This window comes from Ruegeria sp. I3, assembly GCF_056532525.1.
The window spans coordinates 820,188-834,192 of sequence record NZ_JBQFNI010000001.1 but is presented as its reverse complement, the minus strand read 5'-3'; the positions used below and the strand labels follow the sequence as shown (position 1 = coordinate 834,192).

Below are 14,005 nucleotides of genomic sequence, written 5' to 3'. Positions count from 1 at the left end.
CAAGGCATCAAAATACTTCTATTGCCAACTATAGCGAAAATGCACACTCAGCGCAAAATGCGGGCAAAATCGGTGCGCTAGCATTGAATGCAAATCGCCACGAGACACGGCCTGAGGACTTGAGACCCATACGAACCGTGCCAAGATCACCCTCCATGAACAGGCAAATGATCCGGCCCCCATCCTTGAGTTGATCCAGCAAAGTGTCTGAAAGCTGCTCGACCCCACCCTGAATCATGATCACATCGTAGGGTCCATGCTCAACCGCGCCTTGTTCAAGCGGTCCTTCATGAACAATGGCGTTGTCTACATCAGCTTCCATCAGAAGCGTCTGAGCTTCAGCCGCCAATGCCGGGTCGGATTCCACGGCCACAACCAACTCTGCCATTCGCGCGGCAATTGCGGTTGAGTAACCCAGCCCCGGCGCGATATCCAGCACCACTTCATCATTGGAAATGTTGACTGCGTCCAACATCTTAGCCAGCGTCCTGGGCTCAAGCAGACAACGTCCATCACCCAACTCGACCAGATCACCAACATAGGCTGCCTCACGTTGCGCATCCGGCACGAAATTTTCGCGCGCAACGCTCAGCATCGCATCAATGATAGGGAACTTGGTCACATCCGAGGGCCTGACCTGAGTATCAACCATCGTAAGGCGCCGGGCTGCGAAATCTGTCATGTGATCGCTCATTCCTTATCAGACTGTTATCTGGCTTTTGCCACATCCGCCTGCCTGCAGCAACGGGCCAGATTGCATTTCCGGGCGCGGCAAAAACGTACCATTGGGGTATTGTCAAATTTCCAAACAAGACAGAAATAATCGCCCTCAAGGCTATGGACGTTCATCCTGAAAGCTGATAGAACGCCCCTCACACCACGGCAAGTTATTGATATTGCTTAAAAAGGCGAGTTGGCGGAGTGGTGACGCAGCGGATTGCAAATCCGTGTACACCGGTTCGATTCCGGTACTCGCCTCCAATTCACTCCAGATCCTTGACTTAGGGCGATTACGTTTTCCGCCTTGTGCGCATTTTCCTGGAAAACGACAACACGCTACGCCAGTCCCACCTGCGCCAGCTGTTTCGTCATTTCTCCCAAATTATCCAGCTCCTGTACTACGCAGTTCTAGACGGTGTTGGCTGAAAAGCGAAGGCGCTGGCGACAAACTATGTCGCTGTGTTTCAGAATCTGGATAAAAGGCATCCGAAGCCATGAGGAACGACAGGCGGCATAACTCAACTTCCATTGCGTAGATATGTCCAGCGATAGTGGGGCGGCGTAGGACCTTTGTTACGTCCGCCTTGCTGGGTCTGCTCCCAGGCATGGGCCAGAATACCGACCGACCGCGAAAGGCAAAACAAACCCCGTGCCAATGGAGGGGCAAAGCCTAGCTCTGCATAGATCACTGCCGTGACACCATCGATATTCATCGGCACCGGCTTGCCTTTCCGGCGCATCAGGTCGGTTTCCACGGCTTGCCCGACTTTCATGAACCGACCCTCGCAGGCGTCCTGTTCGACTGCATCAGCAACCAGGGCCATCAGCCGGGGTGCGCGCGGGTCCGTCGGTGTATGGAACCGATGCCCGAAACCCGGCAGTATCTTCCCGCGCTCGGCGATCCAGTCGTCCAATGCCTGTTCTGGGCCTTCGGCATGGGCGTCTACAAAGTGATAAAGCTCCATCGCCTGCTCGCCGGCACCACCATGGATGTCACCCAGCATGTTAACAGCACTCGCCATCGCGTTGTTAAGAGACAGCCCGCAGGTCACCGCCATTCGCGCAGCCGCGATCGAGGGGGCTTGCGGGCCGTGATCCACGGCGGCGACCAAAGCGGCCTCGAACAATCGAGCCTGCGCAGGTGTCGGTCTGTCACCCCGCACCATCAACCAAATCATTTCAGCGAAACCCAGATTGCCGATCAGGTCTTGAATCGGCTGGCCACGCAGTTCAATGCGCCCGGGCTCCATATCGATGATGGCGGTGCGCCACCAATCGGCAACATCGCTCATATCACCCTCTCATGTCGCAACGTTTCGATCTCTGCGTCCGACAGTCCAAGCTCGGCCCAAATCGAGAGGTTGTCGGCCCCAAGATCCGGTGGTGCGGATCGTGGCATGCAGCGTGCGCCATCAATGACCACTGGGCTGCCCGCAAGGCGTAAACTCTCTCCGTGCGCCGACAGAGTTCCAATCAGCCCGCGACCTGAGAGTTGGTCGTCGGACAAAGCCTGCGGCACCGTCATCACCGGCCCGGCCGGTACACCCAACGCATTCAACTCTTGGACCCAATCACTGGCTGGACGGGTAGAAAGAGTGCGTTCCAGTTCTTGGCGCAATTCATGCCGGTTGGTCTTGCGATCCTCGCGGGTTAGATAGTCCGGATGCGTCAAAAGGTCGGCGCGGCCCAGATGTTGGGCGAGCGCATGCCATTGTTCGTCGCGATTGGCGGCGATATTAATAGGGTTGTCGGATGTGGCAAAAGTTCCGGACGGGGCCGAGGTTGTGTTTTCGTTCCCATGCGGCGCAGGAGTCACACCACCGACCAGATAGTTGGACACCACCCACCCCATGGTCGAAACCACCGCCTCGTTCATTGCGACATCAAGGAATGCCCCGCGCGGGTTGGCATTCAAGGCCGCGCTTATGGCAAAGGCCGCCGTCATCCCGCCGACGGTATCTGCCAGAGGATAGCCGACCCGGTAAGGCGCGGTATCCGACGCACCTGTGATTGACATGACACCGCTGATCCCCTGCACGATCTGGTCATAGGCCGGGTCATCCCGGCGTAGTCCATCCTGACCAAACCCGCTGATGGCACAATAAATCAGTCTGGGGTTCTCGGCGCGCAGAACCTGATACCCCAGCCCAAGCCGGTCCATCACGCCGGGCCGGAAGTTCTCGACCAGCACATCGGCAGTCTTGACCAGACGCTTGAGCAGAGCCTTTCCCCGATCAGCCTTCATATCCAAAGTCACGGATTTCTTGTCTGCATTCTGCGCCAGAAAGCTGATGCCCATGCCAGCCTTGTTCCGATCAGGATCCGCCCCCAGCACACGGGCCAGATCTCCGCTGCCGGGCCGTTCGACTTTGATCACTTCGGCCCCCATCAGGGCCAGTTGGTAGCAACAATACGGCCCGGCCAGGACATTAGTCAGGTCAAGAACCCGAATGCCTGAAAGTGGCTCAGTCGCCATCGGCCACGCCTGCCGCTCGCGCCTTGGCGCGACGTGCGCGGTAACTGGGCAACAGCACCAGAAGGAGGGCAATCACCAACAGACCCAGCGTCATCGGACGTTCCCAGATAAAGGCGATGCCGTCATACAGCTGCATGGAACGGGCGAAGTTATCCTCCATCATGCCACCAAGGATGAAACCGATCAGCAGCGGTGCCAGAGGGTAATCGGCAAATTTCAGTGCTGTGGCGCAGACGCCGAAGCCAACCAATATCAGCAGTTCCGTGGCATTGTTCTGCCCGATATAGGCCCCCATGAGGGTGAAGAACAAAATGAACGGGATCAGATAGTTGCGCGGTACTGCAAGTACCTTGGCGATATAGGGGATCAACGGTAGGTTCAGGATCAGCAGCACCAGATTGCCAATGAACATCGACATGATGACAGCCCAGAATACCTGTGGCTCGTCGATCATCAGGCGCGGACCCGGTGTCACATTCAGCGCGATCAGAGCGCCCAACAAAATGGCCGTAGTTCCGGAACCTGGAATGCCGAGCGTCAGCAACGGAACAAAGGAACCGGTACAGGCAGCATTGTTAGCTGTCTCGGGTGCTGCCAGACCTTTGATCGAGCCTTTGCCGAACTCCTCCTGCTCTTCTTTCGGGGCAATATTGCGTTCAACCGCATAGCCAAGGAAACTGGCAATCGTTGCCCCTGCCCCTGGAAGCACACCGATAAAGAAACCCTGGACAGATTGGCGACCAACCACCGGAGCGATGGCCTTCGCCTCGGATCCTGTGATGCGCAGGTCCTTGATTTCGCCTTCATCGCCTTGCAGGTCCTTGGGTTTGAGAACCAGAAACAGCGCTTCGGGCAGGGCAAACATCGCCATTGCAAGCGTGATGAAACCAAAGCCGGACTGCAGATCCATGATCCCCATCGTGAAACGCGGCAAGTTGAACAGCGCGCCCTCGCCGACGGTAGCCATGATCAGCCCGAGAATGGTCATGACAATTGCCTTGGCCACCTGCCCGGTTCCCGCAAAAGCGGCGATGGCGGACAGACCCACTACCATCAAGGCAAAGTACTCAGCCGAGTGGAACAGCAGTGCGACCGAGGATAATGCAGGCGCAAAGACCATCAGCAGCAGCGCGCCTATCGTACCCCCGGCGAAACTGGCGATAGCGGCAACTGTGAGCGCCTTCCCGGCTTTGCCCTGACGAGCCATCGGATAGCCGTCGAAGCTTGAGGCCACGGTTCCCGCGACCCCCGGCGCGTTCAGAAGAATGGAAGATGTCGAGCCACCAAAGATCGCGCCGTAGTAGACACCGGCAAGCAGGATCAGTGCGGCGGACGGATCGCCCATCGAAATGGCGACCGGAATCATGATGGCGATGATCGACATCGGCCCAAGACCGGGCAGCATGCCGATGAATGTACCAATCAGACAGCCCGCTATGACCATCAACAGGTTTTGGATGGAGAATGCCGTTTGTAGGCCGATCAACAATCCTTCAAGCATGTCAGCCTCCGAAAACGCCCGGCAAGGGTCGCATGTAGATGCCAAGAACCTCTTGCACGAGGTACCAGACTGAACCTGTAGCGATTACGGCAACCGGCAGCATGACGTGCCATTTGCGTTCGCCCAGAATGAAAGAACCGAGGATCAGGAACCCGGATGTCGAGATCAGAAATCCAACCGGACGCAGGCACAGCGCATAGGCAACCATCAAAGCCAGTAACAGCAGCGCCTGGCCTAGGTGATATTCGCCCAGCCTCCGATAATCGATATCAGCCTCTTTGGGCTCAGCCTTTTCAAAGCCCAACAGAATAATCGTTGTGGCAATTATCCCCAAAATCGACAGCACCTTGGGAAAGGTGCTCGGCCAAATGGGGTTGCGCTGCATGAAGGGGGGCAGACTGCCATCCATCGTGAACCAAGCAGTGTAGCCATATGTCAGGCATATGCCCAGCAAAACGAGCGCGATCCAGCGATCCAGCGCCATGTTTCCCCCTCCTTTGATTTATTGTTGGTTGAGGCAGAGCGGTTGCCCGCTCTGCCCGAGGTATCCTTACAGGAAACCCAACTTTTTCATCAGATCGCCGATCTGCTTTTCCTGCTGTTCCAGGAACGATTGGAAATCAGCACCCGAGTTGTGGATGTTCACCCAACCGTTACGGGCGCGGACCTCTTCCCATTCAGGTGTGTCATACATCTTGGCGATGGCTTCTTGATAAGCGACCAGCTTGTCCTCTGGCAGACCGGGAGCAGCAAAGAACCCACGCCAGTTCACGAAAGTTGTGTCGATGCCCTGCTCTTTCATGGTCTGCGCATCAGGGGCTGCATCCACGCGCTCTTCCGCGGTGACGCCAATGATCTTCACCTCACCCGCATTCGCCAGATCGACAGCCTCCGAGAAACCGGTCGACAGCGCGGCAATCTCACCGGACAGAAGCGCGGCCATCGCTTTGCCACCTGCATCATAGGGGATGTACTTCACGCCCAAAGCGTCCTTGCCTGCCGCTTCCATAACCATCGCCGCGACCAGATGGTCCATCCCACCCGGCACAGAACCACCGCCGATGGCCGTTGTACTTGGATCGGCGTCATACGCGGCTAGCAGGTCCGCCATTGAATTGATGGGGCTGTCTTTGCCCACAACAATCGCCGCGTAATCACCGATCGTGCCCGAGACCAGTGTCAGGTCGCGGAAATTGTGCGGGAACACTCCGGTCAGAGAGCGGATCACGATCGGGGTCGAGTTGACCATGAGCGTGCCGTGGTTGCTGTCGGCGTTTTCGATCAGATATCCGATGGCTTTACCACCGCCGCCGCCCGACATGTTTTCGTAGGATGCAGTTCCCACGAGACCCGCATTCGTCAGCGCCTCACCTGTGCCACGGGCAGTGCCGTCCCAGCCGCCCCCTGCGCCACCGGGGATCAGAAAGTGGATGCTATCTACGACCTCTTCAGCGAAAGTCGGTCCAGCCAGACCAATAGCGGTCACAGCCGCGATCAGGGCGCGACGGCCCAGTTTGATTGTCGTCATGAATTCCTCCCGTTTGACAACCGGCCGCAGTGCGGCTCAGATTATTCGAAACCTAAACACATCAACCTGACATCAACCTGTCATGGGTGAAATTACTATTGGACCCCGATGAAATTCCTCTTGGTCGAAGACAATCTGGACCTCGCCAATGCCATAAGTTCGCGCATGCGACTGGACGGGCATGTGGTTGATCACGCAGAGAAAATAGAAGATGCTGTGGCCTTTGTTGAAATCGATGAGTATGACCTGATCCTGCTGGACATCATGCTTCCCGACGGGGACGGGCGCGATTTCCTCAAACGGCATCGCGCCAGCCATCTGGACACACCTGTCATCGTTCTGACCGCCCGCAGTCAAGTGTCGGATCGAATCGGCTCACTCGATCTTGGGGCGGACGATTATGTCACCAAGCCCTTCGACCATGCCGAACTTGAGGCGCGCTGCCGCGCAGTGCTGAGACGCAAATCCGGCAAGACCAAAACGACGATTGAAATTGGCGGCGTCGTCTTTGATCCGGTTGCAGGTCATTTGACGGTGGGCGACGATATCGTCTCGCTTCGCAACCGCGAACTGCGCTTGTTGGAACTGCTGATCAACGCCCCGGGTCAGGTGTTTTCTAAGCAGAAGCTGGCGGACCGGTTGTTCTCCTACGACGACAGTGTTTCGGACAATGCCATCGAGGTCTATGTCGGCCGGCTGCGCAAGCATCTGGAAAAATCGGAGCTCAGGATCACAACGTTGCGCGGTTTGGGATACAGGCTGGATCATGGCAACTAATCCAAACGTTTCCGGATCACTCCGAAACCGTCTTGCGCTAACGCTAATCGGCGGTGCCGCGATTCTGGCCCTCGTGCTGTTCTTTGCTGTCCGCGACTATGCAGTTCAGGTTGCCCAGCAAGGTCAGGACAACATTCTGGGTGCCTCAGTCACCTCGATCCTCGATGCCGCGGCGCTGCGTGGAGGCGAGCTTGAAGTCGATATCCCCTATGCCGCCTTTTCAATGCTGAGCACGCCGTCGGACGACCGAGTGTTTTATGCGATCTTTCAGGATGGCGAGTTCCTGTCCGGCTACGAAGACCTGACCCCAACTCAAGGACCCGCTGATGGAAAATGGACCTTTCGCTTCGGTGAGGTGCGTGGTGAAAACGTTCGTCAGGTCAGTGCCAGCCGCACACTGGTCGGGCTGGGAAATCAGACAGAAATCGAAGTGGCCTTGGGACAGACCCAAGATGCGCTGTCGGAGACGCTGGATCAAATCTCACGCAATGCCGGCCTTTTGGGATTGGGGTTCTTTGTACTTGCGGCTCTATTGTCTTTCTGGGTGAGTTCGGCCACCATTGGTCAGCTCGACAGATTAACGACATCCGTCACCCGTCGGGGACCGCAAGATCTCAGCCCATTCAAAAAACCAGTACCGCGTGAAATGGCGCCTTTGGTGTCATCGCTGAATTCGCTGATGGGACGCCTGGACCAGTCACTCAGCCAATCCGAGGACTTTATCGCCGAGGCCGCCCATAGGGTCCGCACCCCGCTGGCAACGGTCAGGTCTTATGCCGAGGCGACGCTGCAACGGGTCGAGAGAGAAGACAACCGCGAGGCGTTACGATCAATGATGCGCGCCATCGACGAAAGCTCTCGGGCTGCGGGGCAACTACTGGATCACGCCATGATCACATTCCGCGCCGACCATCTGGAGCGCGAGGATATCGATCTGGTGACTCTGATCCGAGAGCTTGTCCAGCGCTTGACGCCCATCGCTGAAATGAAGGACCTTTCGCTTGCTTTGACCGGCGATCCGCAGGTCATGTATTCGGGCGACCCCATCCTCATCCAAAATGCGGTGCGGAACATGGTAGACAATGCGCTTAAATATGCGCCAGCGGACAGTACCGTAGTCATCGATGTCGCAGGATCACCCACAGCCCGGATCACGGTCAGCGACCAGGGGCCAGGCTTTCCGCCCGATGAAATCGAAACGCTCACAAGACGTTTCGAACGTGGTCAGAACGCGGCAGGAACCATCGGATCGGGCCTCGGGCTAACCATTGCCCAGGACGTCGCGGTCGCCCATGGTGGCACGCTGGTACTGTCAAACAAAGCGGAGGGCGGCGCATGCGTTATCTTGTCACTCTGATCCTATGCCTGTTCGCCAGCGGCGCAGGGGCTCAGGATTGGGAAGACCGACAAATATTCAACGAAAGTGCCGACGGCCCCCGACTGCGGGTCATTTCCAGCACCGATACCGCCCTGTTTGCGCCGCTGATCGAGGATTTCGTCGCCCAGAATCCAGCGATATCGGTCGAATATCTGGTGACCGGCACGGCCGATATCGACCGACGCGTCCGAGCCACGCCAGAAGCGTTCGACGTTGTCGTTTCCAGCGCGATGGACCTGCAACTGAAGCTCGCGAATGACGGATATGCGCTGGCGCTTAACGATCTTCCGCACCCCCCTTGGGCGCAATGGCATCAAAGCCTGTTCGCCTTCACTTCGGAACCCGCAACCATCGTTGTCAACCGCACCGCGTTCGAAGGACAACCAATGCCGCAAACGCGGCAGGAACTGATTGAAGCGCTGCGCGCCCGCCCAGATGATTTTCGGGGCAAAGTCGGCACTTATGACGTGCGCCAGTCGGGATTGGGCTATTTGTTCGCCACGCAGGACGCCCGCGCCTCGGAAACCTATTGGCGCTTGATGGAGGTTTTGGGCGGCCTGGACGTGCGGCTGTATTGTTGTTCGGGCGACATGATTAACGACCTGGCGGATGGTACGATCGCGGTGGCCTACAACGTGCTTGGCAGTTATGCGGCGGTACGAACAGAAGGAAAGGATGCCCTTCAGATCATTCTGCCTTCGGATTTTCAGACGACGATGATGCGAACCGCCATGGTAACTGGCAAAAGCCGCTTGCCGGAGGAAGCGGAAACCTTTGTCCGGCACCTGACCACGCTGAATCCGGAATCAATGGCAGCACTGCCACTTCTGGACACGCAGGACTCCACGACCGAAAGCGCAGCGATAGCGCTGGACCCTGCGTTGTTGACGTTCCTCGATACGCTGAAGCGCAGAAAGTTCCTGTCTGCCTGGGAAAGTGCCGCTATTCAAAGATGATCGGACTTAGACAACAACCCTATCCGTCATCGCTGAACTTGTTGCTTAACACTGTTGACGCTGGAAGACACTAGCCAGCCTGGGTTACGTCGCACGAATCTATAATCAGAAAAATGATCTCGGCTCAAAGTTTCTCGACGGCCACTTGCGCCCCCATGATGGCCTTGAGCCGCAGCCCCGCAGAATGTGCCCCGAGGAATTCGTGGAACGCACGCATCACGTCATCTTTCCACCACCCTCGCCTGTGATAATCGTCAAGCATGATTACGCCGCCTTCGATCATCTTGGGCAGCAAAGCATCCAGATCCGTTTTTACGCCCTCGTAGGAATGGTCGCCGTCCAAATAGGCAAACCCGATGCTTTGATCTTCAAACAGACTCAGCGCCGGTTGCGAATAGTCGCGAATGATCGAAATTTGCCCCTTGGCAATCTCGGTGCTGTATTTGCCCGTCACTGCCTCGTAAATTCGATCCATATCCTTTTGCGAGCGCGCTCCGGCAAGCGAAGCACCGCCATCCGGGTCTTGCTGTACTTGCCAGGGATCGATGAGGCACAATTTCGAGGGCTGCAGCTCTTCCAGCAGAATCCGCGAAAATTCGCCCTTCCAAACGCCAATTTCAACGCTCAGCCGTCCATGCGGCATGGTCTTGAGCATTTCGCGCCGCAGGGAATCCTTCCGCTCGCGCTGCTCAGCTTGCTTCTTGCGGCGATCCTCAGCAGATACAGCTTCACCCATAGACGTCTTCTCCGGTTGAGGAATTTTGCAACGCTTCAACCAGATCAACCCAATCCGGTCTGGCTCTCAATTCTTCGGCTTTCGACCTGTGCCACTCACATGCTTTATGATGAAGGTCTGCCAATTGCGGATCTGCCATCATCTCAGCTTTGATGTCGTGCATAGCCGGCATGTGTTCCAGAATTGAGCGATCCTCAACATCATTGTGGTTCATCATGAGCCAGTATTTGAGCCCTTGATCCTGCCCCACATGATTGGTGCGCCCACGGTCGCGCTTGACTAAAAAGCTATCAGTGCTGCGCACAGCATAATGATGAATGCGCGCGAATTCATGGCTGAAACCACGCCATGCTTTCCATTTCACTTGGTCTGCTGGGTAGAGGTTCCCGCCCGAATCCCGCCACAACACGCCTTCGTATGGCGCGTCAGGGTTCGGTGCATCTTCTGGATTGATCCTGGGACGATGGGCGCGAAAACGGCTGAATTTTCCGTTGTTGCGGAACAGCGTTTTGAACCCTTTGGTCCGGTGATGCGGATAGCCGTCTTCCGTGGCGGCCAGAAAGAAAGTCTCAGGTACAGGTCGATCAACGAAATCGTTCTGACCCGCGTTTCCGAACATGCGCCAGCAGATCGAGATCGCGTCCGCCACGCCGCTGGCCTCAACGAGGCTTCTTATATCACTATTGGGCAAACGGATATTGATATACTCGTCCACATCCAAACTGAGAATCCAATCCGAAGACAGATAGCTTGGGTGGTTCCGCGCAAGCGAAAATGCACGAACCTGCGGCGCGGCGCGCGGACCCAGTCTGTTTCGTTGGTGGTGAGCCCAGCCAAGCACTTGCAACCGTTCGCCCATGGCATCGGTACCATCAGCGCAATCATTGGTATAAATCAGAATGTCATCAAAACCGATTGCGTGGTTGTAGGCCACCCAATCGATCATGAAAGGCCCTTCGTTTTTCATCGTTGTTACGATGAGAAAGGTCTCATTCGTCATAAGTTGTTCTCTTGCCTGTGCCGGTGTCGGACTCCTGTCGACCTATTTAGAATAGCACCAGAATTTTGTCCAACCAGGTCGCCAGACAGCCGCAATGCTTGCCGATTAATCGATCTACCGATTCTGCGGGATCACCTCATAACCCGGTTCTTCTGGCTCGTCGTCCAGCATCTCGGTTGGGAACCCTGGCGCTTGGATCTCCAGTCCGGTCGCGTCCTCTAGCCGCCTGATGATGTTCGGGGACAGTTCACGCTCACCATATCGCGCGATGCCATCTTCGAAAATCTTGATCATCAATGGGTTTATCTCCAGAGGAACTCCGGCACGGTCGGCGACCTCCTGAAACAGACCGATATCTTTTTTCACCAGATCCATGGTGAAGGAAATATCGCGCGAGCCGTTCAGGATGACCTGACTTTCGGTCTCGTGCACGAAGGATGTGCCTGACGATATCTTGATCGCTTCATAGGTGGTTCCAAGGTCCATACCGGCGGCCTTGGCTGTCACCAATGCCTCGGCGCAGGTGATCAGGTTGGCGGTAGCCAGATAATTGGTCAACACCTTCAGAACAGAGGCCGAGCCCAGATCGCCCGTGTGCAAAATGCGCCGCCCCATGGTGGTCAGGAATGGCAGGATACGTTCAAAAGTCTCACGATCACAGCCTGCGAAGATCGAGATATTACCCGTCGCTGCCCGGTGACATCCGCCGGAAACCGGGCAATCCACCGCTGCGCCGCCTCGTTCGATGACCATTGCGCCAAGGCGTTTGACTTCGGCTTCGTCAGTGGTCGACATTTCCATCCAGATTTTGCCAGGGCCGACCTCTGGCAACATTTCCTGCATCACCGCATCCGAGGCCGCAGGAGAAGGCAAACAGGTTATAACAGCATCGCAATCGCGCATCAGTTGCGCCGGGCTTTTGGCGGCTTTGGCACCCTTGGCGACGAATTCGGTCACCAGATCCGGGTTCAGGTCATGAACCGTCAGATCGATACCGTTTCGTAGCAGCGATCCAGATAGCTTGCCCCCTACATTCCCCAGCCCGATAAACCCTACTTTCATGCGCGGTATCCTCCTGTTCGCATCTTGCTGCCATGCCAGCACGTCGTTGCAGAAGTATCATGCCGCCCAGCGACCCCGACAGGTCGCTTTTTATCCGCTTTTTCACGGATCGGCGCGACTCGCTTGACAAGCAACCCTGCCCTGCCGCATGTCCCTTTCGTTGGTGTCTGCGAGAGCAGATGAAAAGGGAATGCGTCAGCGGTTTTTGCCGTCAAACGCAGCCGCCCCCGCGACCGTGACCGGAGAGGGTGCCCAAAGCCACTGGCAGTATGGCCGGGAAGGCGGGACATCCGACAGAGGCCTCCTCTGACATCCGCAAGCCGGGAGACCTGCCAACGCCCGAAGATGAAACCGGACGGGGTGTTCCGGTGTGGGGCTGTGATCGGCCCGCATGAAACCCCGTCCCCCACGAAGAGGATTTGGGGGGATGAGAGACATGACCGAGACCGCACCGGTCGAACTGCTGGTTTGCACTACCTGCCGTCGCGGGCTGCCTGTCGAGGATGACGCCCAGCGCCCTGGCACGTTGCTGCACAAGGCGCTTGAAAAGGCGGGCCTGCCCGAAGGCATTACCTTGAAAGCTGTGGAATGCCTGTCGAATTGCGATGAAGGCTGCTCGATCGTGCTACGCGGAGGACCGGATCGCTGGACTTTCGTGTATGAGCATCTGAACGAGATCGACCATGTCGAAACCATCGTCGAAGGCGCAGCCAAATACCTCGCCACCGAGGACGGTTTGGTCAAATGGCGTGAACGTCCTGAACACTTCCGCAAAAACTGTGCGGCCCGCATTCCCCCGATTGGAGCCCTGAAATGAGCAATCTCGAGAAACTCCCCGTCACTGTGATCACCGGCTTTTTGGGCTCGGGCAAAACCACTTTGGTGCGACACCTGATGCAGAACCCGCAGGGCAAGCGTCTGGCGGTGGTCGTCAACGAATTCGGCGATGTCGGCGTCGATGGCGATATCCTGAAATCCTGCGCCATTCCTGATTGCCCGGCGGAAAACATCATGGAACTGGCCAATGGTTGCATCTGCTGCACCGTGGCCGATGATTTCATCCCGACCATTGAAGCCCTGATGGCATTAGAGCCGCGCCCCGATCACATCCTGATCGAAACCTCCGGTCTTGCCCTGCCAAAACCGCTGCTAAAGGCGTTCGACTGGCCCGATATCCGCTCGAAAATCACCGTCGATGGCGTGATTGCTCTGGCCGATGCCGAGGCCGTGGCCGCTGGTCGGTTCGCTCCGAATGTCGAGGCGGTGGATGCGCAACGCATGGCAGATGACTCGATTGATCATGAAACTCCCTTGTCCGAGGTGTTCGAGGATCAGATTTCCTGCGCCGACATCATTCTGCTGACCAAGCCCGATCTGGCTGGCCCGGAAGGCGTTGCGAAAGCGAAAGAGATCATCGCCGCCGAAGCGCCCCGCCCCATGCCCGTGGTCGAAGTGGCCGAGGGTGCCGTGGACGTCCGCGTCGTGCTGGGTCTAGAAGCCGCGGCCGAGGATGACATGGACGCGCGTCCCAGCCATCACGACGGCCATCACGATCACGAGCATGACGATTTCGAAAGCATCATCGTTGAACTGCCCGAGCAAACCGATCCGATTGATCTGGTCGCCAAGATTGAACGATTGGCCAACGAGTTGAATATCCTGCGCGTCAAAGGCTATGCCGCCGTTCAAGGCAAGCCCATGCGCCTACTGGTTCAGGCCGTCGGTGCGCGCGTGCGTCACCAATATGACCGCCCGTGGGAGCCCGGCGAAGACCGTCGCTCGCGCCTTGTGGTCATTGCCGAGCATGACGATATCAAAGAGGCCGAGATCCGCGATATCCTCGTGGGTGTAACCGAGGCTGCCGAGTAAGA

The 14,005-nt window shown here is 57.0% G+C and carries 14 protein-coding genes, 1 tRNA gene and 1 riboswitch; of the genes, 6 read left to right on the top strand and 9 right to left on the bottom strand.

Going from position 1 to position 14,005, the window contains the following annotated elements; genetic code table 11:
- Positions 1-28 precede the first annotated feature (28 nt).
- Positions 29-682 carry a protein-L-isoaspartate O-methyltransferase family protein gene (locus ACR0L9_RS04265; protein WP_170401191.1) on the bottom strand — a complete coding sequence of 218 codons (654 nt, stop codon included), beginning with the start codon at positions 680-682 and terminating at the stop codon, positions 29-31.
- Between the two features lie 225 nt (positions 683-907).
- On the opposite strand from ACR0L9_RS04265, the gene ACR0L9_RS04260 reads away from it, so the two are divergent.
- Positions 908-981 (top strand) — tRNA-Cys (locus ACR0L9_RS04260).
- A gap of 257 nt (positions 982-1,238) precedes the next feature.
- On the opposite strand, the gene ACR0L9_RS04255 is transcribed toward ACR0L9_RS04260, so the two are convergent.
- The 5 genes from ACR0L9_RS04255 to ACR0L9_RS04235 all read right to left on the bottom strand — a co-directional run bounded on the left by ACR0L9_RS04255 (position 1,239) and on the right by ACR0L9_RS04235 (position 6,225).
- The gene (locus tag ACR0L9_RS04255) at positions 1,239-2,012 is read right to left on the bottom strand and encodes a citryl-CoA lyase (protein ID WP_480752520.1); all 774 of its coding nucleotides are present in this window, start codon (positions 2,010-2,012) and stop codon (positions 1,239-1,241) included.
- Positions 2,009-3,196 (bottom strand): CaiB/BaiF CoA transferase family protein, encoded by a 1,188-nt coding sequence (locus tag ACR0L9_RS04250; protein ID WP_480894906.1) that lies wholly within the window; start codon positions 3,194-3,196, stop codon positions 2,009-2,011. The genes ACR0L9_RS04255 and ACR0L9_RS04250 overlap by 4 nt, the downstream gene beginning before the upstream one ends.
- The gene (locus tag ACR0L9_RS04245; protein ID WP_170391820.1) at positions 3,186-4,697 is read right to left on the bottom strand and encodes a tripartite tricarboxylate transporter permease; all 1,512 of its coding nucleotides are present in this window, start codon (positions 4,695-4,697) and stop codon (positions 3,186-3,188) included. The genes ACR0L9_RS04250 and ACR0L9_RS04245 overlap by 11 nt, the downstream gene beginning before the upstream one ends.
- 1 nt (position 4,698) lies before the next feature.
- A complete protein-coding gene (locus ACR0L9_RS04240) occupies positions 4,699-5,181 on the bottom strand; it encodes a tripartite tricarboxylate transporter TctB family protein (protein WP_170401217.1) in 483 nt (160 codons plus the stop codon).
- A gap of 66 nt (positions 5,182-5,247) precedes the next feature.
- Positions 5,248-6,225 (bottom strand): tripartite tricarboxylate transporter substrate-binding protein, encoded by a 978-nt coding sequence (locus ACR0L9_RS04235; protein ID WP_170391824.1) that lies wholly within the window; start codon positions 6,223-6,225, stop codon positions 5,248-5,250.
- A gap of 108 nt (positions 6,226-6,333) precedes the next feature.
- Between ACR0L9_RS04235 and ACR0L9_RS04230 the strand changes: the two genes are divergently transcribed.
- The 3 genes from ACR0L9_RS04230 to ACR0L9_RS04220 are packed head-to-tail and all read left to right on the top strand — an operon-like array spanning position 6,334 to position 9,336.
- Positions 6,334-7,002, top strand: coding sequence for a response regulator transcription factor (locus ACR0L9_RS04230; RefSeq protein ID WP_170609335.1), 669 nt, complete (start codon positions 6,334-6,336; stop codon positions 7,000-7,002).
- Entirely contained in the window at positions 6,992-8,359 is a 1,368-nt protein-coding gene (locus ACR0L9_RS04225) for a sensor histidine kinase (protein ID WP_170609336.1), read from the top strand. Before ACR0L9_RS04230 ends, ACR0L9_RS04225 begins: the two co-directional genes overlap by 11 nt.
- Entirely contained in the window at positions 8,338-9,336 is a 999-nt protein-coding gene (locus ACR0L9_RS04220; protein ID WP_170512179.1) for an ABC transporter substrate-binding protein, read from the top strand. The genes ACR0L9_RS04225 and ACR0L9_RS04220 overlap by 22 nt, the downstream gene beginning before the upstream one ends.
- A gap of 124 nt (positions 9,337-9,460) precedes the next feature.
- Here the strand turns inward: ACR0L9_RS04220 and ACR0L9_RS04215 are convergent, their stop codons facing one another.
- The 3 genes from ACR0L9_RS04215 to ACR0L9_RS04205 form a co-directional block, all read right to left on the bottom strand.
- Entirely contained in the window at positions 9,461-10,072 is a 612-nt protein-coding gene (locus ACR0L9_RS04215) for a class I SAM-dependent methyltransferase (protein WP_170735385.1), read from the bottom strand.
- The gene (locus ACR0L9_RS04210; RefSeq protein WP_480562333.1) at positions 10,065-11,072 is read right to left on the bottom strand and encodes a glycosyltransferase family 2 protein; all 1,008 of its coding nucleotides are present in this window, start codon (positions 11,070-11,072) and stop codon (positions 10,065-10,067) included. Before ACR0L9_RS04210 ends, ACR0L9_RS04215 begins: the two co-directional genes overlap by 8 nt.
- A gap of 114 nt (positions 11,073-11,186) precedes the next feature.
- Positions 11,187-12,173: an NAD(P)-dependent oxidoreductase gene (locus ACR0L9_RS04205; RefSeq protein WP_480439222.1), complete on the bottom strand. Its 987-nt coding sequence runs from the start codon at positions 12,171-12,173 to the stop codon at positions 11,187-11,189.
- 105 nt (positions 12,174-12,278) lie between these two features.
- Positions 12,279-12,485, top strand: a riboswitch (cobalamin riboswitch).
- An 85-nt stretch (positions 12,486-12,570) separates the two neighbouring features.
- Between ACR0L9_RS04205 and ACR0L9_RS04200 the strand changes: the two genes are divergently transcribed.
- Both ACR0L9_RS04200 and cobW read left to right on the top strand, forming a co-directional pair.
- On the top strand, positions 12,571-12,951 hold the full coding sequence (locus ACR0L9_RS04200) for a DUF1636 domain-containing protein (RefSeq protein ID WP_170609338.1): 381 nt from the start codon (positions 12,571-12,573) through the stop codon (positions 12,949-12,951).
- Entirely contained in the window at positions 12,948-14,003 is a 1,056-nt protein-coding gene (gene cobW / locus ACR0L9_RS04195) for a cobalamin biosynthesis protein CobW (protein ID WP_170420949.1), read from the top strand. The genes ACR0L9_RS04200 and cobW overlap by 4 nt, the downstream gene beginning before the upstream one ends.
- Positions 14,004-14,005: the final 2 nt, after the last annotated feature.